The 4,075-nt window shown below is 72.6% G+C and carries 4 protein-coding genes; all 4 read right to left on the bottom strand.

What is annotated here, in order from left to right:
• A partial coding sequence (locus GH736_RS18495) for a histidine kinase dimerization/phosphoacceptor domain-containing protein (RefSeq protein WP_159605965.1) occupies positions 1-914 on the bottom strand: 914 nt, incomplete at its 3' end.
• A 91-nt stretch (positions 915-1,005) separates the two neighbouring features.
• Positions 1,006-2,331 carry a M50 family metallopeptidase gene (locus tag GH736_RS18490; protein WP_203230845.1) on the bottom strand — a complete coding sequence of 442 codons (1,326 nt, stop codon included), beginning with the start codon at positions 2,329-2,331 and terminating at the stop codon, positions 1,006-1,008.
• Between the two features lie 81 nt (positions 2,332-2,412).
• Entirely contained in the window at positions 2,413-3,504 is a 1,092-nt protein-coding gene (gene dxr / locus GH736_RS18485) for a 1-deoxy-D-xylulose-5-phosphate reductoisomerase (RefSeq protein ID WP_159605953.1), read from the bottom strand.
• A gap of 56 nt (positions 3,505-3,560) precedes the next feature.
• Positions 3,561-4,075: 4'-phosphopantetheinyl transferase family protein (locus GH736_RS18480; protein ID WP_407922371.1), on the bottom strand; the 515-nt coding region annotated here is incomplete at its 5' end.

The raw sequence follows: 4,075 nt of genomic DNA, 5'->3' as shown, positions 1-4,075 counted from the left end.
GCGAACTGCGCTGCGCGGCCGGGGAGGGCGCCGTCGAGCCGGTCGACGAGCTCCGCGTCGAACCCGGGCGAGCGCACGCCCGCCACGAGCCGCGGCAGCTCGGCGAGCTCGGCCTGCGGTGCCAGCGGGGCCTCTCCGTCCGAGCGGATCACGCCGAGCACGCTGCGCACCTCCTCGAGGGCGGTCTTCGAGGTCTCCTTGACGCTGGCGAGAGCGGTGCGGGCCTGCTCGGGATCCCGGTCCATCAGGTGCAGCCCCACGCTGGCCTGCACGTTGATCTGCGAGAGCGCGTGGCCGATGACGTCGTGCAGCTCGCGGGCGATGCGCACGCGTTCGCGCTGCTCTGCCGTCTGCCGCCGCCGGTCGGCCTCCGCACGGAAGGCGGCGGCGCGCTGCCGACGGGTGCGCACGAAGGCACCGATGCCGAAGCACGCCGCGAGCAGCAGGGTCGTCAGGGCGATCCGGAACGGATGCCAGTCGAGCCCGATGAGCGCTCCGAGCACGATCGCGGCGACCCACGCGACCACCACGGAGACCACGGCCCACAGCACCGCGCCTCGGGCGACGGCGAGCACGATGGCGAAGGCGAGCGCGACGTACGGCGGCCCCACGTCGGGCCCGACGACGAGGTCGGCCAGTGCGGCGGCGGAAACCACGGCCACCGTGGGTCCGGGGCACCGGCGGGACCCGAGCAGCGCCAGCGGCCCGACCAGGGCGAGCGCCACCTGCAGCGCTCCGGCCGCCCACCCCAGCTGCAACCACACGGCGATGCCGATCGCGGCGGGCACCTGCGCAAGGAGGCTGACGACCACTGGCACGCCGAGCACCACTCCCGGCGGCGGGCGGAATCGGTCGGCCCGGCCGTCCCACCGCGCATCCCAGTGGGGCCGACCGTCCGACTGGGTGACGGGCATGCCCCGATGGTATCGCCGAGCTCCCGGCGGCGGATCAGCCGGACGGAGGCTCATCGCGTACTCCCCGAGGAGTACCGCCGCTGCCGCACGATCAGAGCAGCTGCACCGGCTTGACGATGTCGGCGTAGATGAGCAGCGCGCTCATGGCGCCGAAGACCACCACGACGCCGAGCGTGAGCGGCATGAGCTTCGCGAGATCGACGGGGCCGGGGTCGGGGCGCCGGAACAGCTTCGCGAACCCGCGACGGATGGCCTCCCAGAGGGCCCCGGCGATGTGGCCGCCGTCGAGCGGCAGCAGCGGGATCATGTTGAAGACGAACAGCGCGATGTTCAGCGACGCGAGGATGCCGACGAGTCCGGCCGCCTTCGACGCGAGCGGGATCTCGTCGAGGCTCGCGATCTCTCCGGCGACCCGGCCGACGCCGACGACCGAGATCGGCCCGTTCGGGTCGCGTTCGCCCGGCCCGAACGCCGCGTTGGCGACGTCGATGATGCGCTGCGGCAGGTTCAGGATGATGCCGGCGACGCCGGCGACGTTCTCGCCGACCGCCGGAAGCACGGCCGTGACGGGCTGCTGCACGGTCTCGGTCGCCGGGCTCATGCCCACGAAGCCCGCCTGCACGGTGACCGGCTCGCCCGAGGCATCCGTCACCACCGCGCCGTCGGCGTCGGTCTGGTACCGCTCGCTCAGCATGGGGGTGACGGCGAGGGTGATCTCCTCGCCGTCACGGACGACGACGAGGTCGATCTGCTCGTTCGGGTGGTCGCGGATGATGGCGGTCGACTCGTTCCACGTGTCGATCGGCTTGCCGGCGACCGAGACGATGCGGTCGCCCGGCTCGATGCCCGCGGCAGCACCCGGCGCCGCCGGATCTCCGGCCTCGCACGTCTGTCGTTCGCTGGTCGCCGGCAGTGCGCACGCCGAGACCGACCCGACGGTGGTCGAGGCCTGCGCGACCCCGAAGCCCATGAGCAGCACCCCGAAGAGCACGACCGCGAGCACGAGGTTCATGAACGGCCCGCCGAACATGACGACGATGCGCTTCCAGACGGGCAGGCGGTAGAAGGCCCGGTCCTCGTCGCCGGCCGTGATGGACTCCATGCTGGAGTCGCGGGCGTCCTGCACGAGGCCGCGGAAGAATCCCGTCGAGTCCTCCTGCACCCGTTCGCCCTTGCCGGGCGGGAACATGCCGATCATCGCGATGTAGCCGCCGAGCGGGATGGCCTTGACGCCGTACTCGGTCTCGCCGCGACGTCGTGACCAGATCGTCGGCCCGAAGCCGATCATGTACTGGGTCACCTTGACGCCGAACAGCTTGGCGGGCACGAGGTGCCCGATCTCGTGCAGCCCGATCGACAGGGCGAGGCCGACGACGATGATGACGACGCCCAGGATGAAGGGAAGCACGGAATCCACGCCCTGAGCGTACTGCCGCCGGCTTGGTGCCCGCTGTCGTTCGGCTGTGAGAAGCGGATGCCGCGACGCCGCGGCATCCGGTCAGCGGGCCACTCGGCCGATCTGGGCCTGCGCCGCGCGCCGCGCCGCGCGCTCCGCCTCGGCGAGGGACTCGACGGTGAGCCGGTCGGACGTGGCCTCGTGCGCGTCGACCACGTCGCGCACGGTGTCGACGATGTCGAGGAAGCCGATCCGTCGGGCGTGGAAGGCGGCGACCGCCTCCTCGTTCGCGGCGTTGAACACGGCAGGGTATTCGCCCCCCGCGCGGCCCACCTGCTTGGCGAGGGCGACCGCGGGGAACGCCGCCGTGTCGAGCGGCTCGAAGGTCCAGCTCGTCGCCGTCGTCCAGTCGAGCGGGCGACCCGCGCCGCCCACGCGGTCGGGCCAGTCGAGCCCGAGCGAGATCGGCAGGCGCATGTCGGGCGGCGAGGCCTGCGCGATCGTGGAGCCGTCGATGAACTCGACCATCGAGTGCACGATCGACTGCGGGTGCACGACCACGTCGATGCGGTCGTACTCCACGTCGAAGAGGAGGTGCGCCTCGATCACCTCGAGCCCCTTGTTCACGAGGGTCGCGGAGTTCGTCGTGACGACGAGCCCCATGTCCCAGGTGGGATGGGCCAGCGCCTCGGCCGGCGTGACGTCGGCGAGCTCGGCGCGGGTGCGTCCGCGGAACGGGCCGCCCGAGGCGGTGAGCACGAGCCGGCGCACCTCGTCGGGGGTCCCCGAGCGCAGCGCCTGCGCGATGGCGGAGTGCTCGGAGTCGACGGGCACGATCTGGCCCGGCGCCGCGAGCCTCGTCACGAGGTCGCCGCCCACGATCAGGGACTCCTTGTTGGCGAGCGCGAGCGTCGTGCCGCGCTCGAGCACGGCGAGCGTGGGAGCCAGGCCCACGGATCCGGTGATGCCGTTGAGCACGACGTCGGCGTCGACGTCGCGCACCAACTGCACCGCCTCCTCGATGCCGACCGCGGTGTGCTCGACGCCGAACTCCGCGGCCTGCGCCTCGAGCACCGCGCGGTTGGAGCCCACGGCGAGCCCGACGACCTCGAACCGGCGCGGATTCGCGCGGATGACGTCGAGCGCCTGGGTGCCGATCGAACCGGATGAGCCGAGGATGATGACGCTGCGCACGATCCCACTGTAGGGCGATGGCCGCGACGCCGGGCGGGCGGACCGCCGAGCCTGCGTCAGGCGATGACCGCCACGGACGCCGCGCGGTTGCCAGGCACCGGCACGTCGTGGAAGCGCACCTTGCGCCACCCTGAGCCGAACTCCGGCACGCTGCGCACGATGCTGCCGGTGCCGCCGTCGTCGCCGGGGATCGACAGGGCGAGCCGCGACGGCTCGATGAAGTCGGTGTGGCCGACGGCGCGGAGCAGAGCGGTCTTGCGCGCCCAGAGCGTCGCACGCACGAGTGCCCGGCGGGCGGGGTCGAGCTCGTCGAGCGCCGCGCGCTCGCTGGAGTGGAAGGCCGCCTCGTCGATGACCGACCCCGCGTCGAGCGTGGCGACTTCCATGCCGACGCCGAGCGGATGCCGCGTGGCCGCCGCCGCGACGATCGCGTCGCCCGACACCGCCACATCGGCATACCACGACGCCCCGGACGCGGTGAGCGGATAGGGCACGCTGACGCGACCGTGCCTGGCGCCGCAGACGAACTGGCTCGGCGACCCCGACACGGCTCTGCCGAGCATCATGGTCA

The sequence above is a fragment of the Agromyces humi genome, assembly GCF_009720255.1.
GTDB classification, from domain to species: Bacteria; Actinomycetota; Actinomycetes; order Actinomycetales; family Microbacteriaceae; genus Agromyces; species Agromyces humi.
The sequence above is the reverse complement of the archived record's forward strand: the minus strand, read 5'-3'. Positions and strand labels throughout refer to the sequence as shown.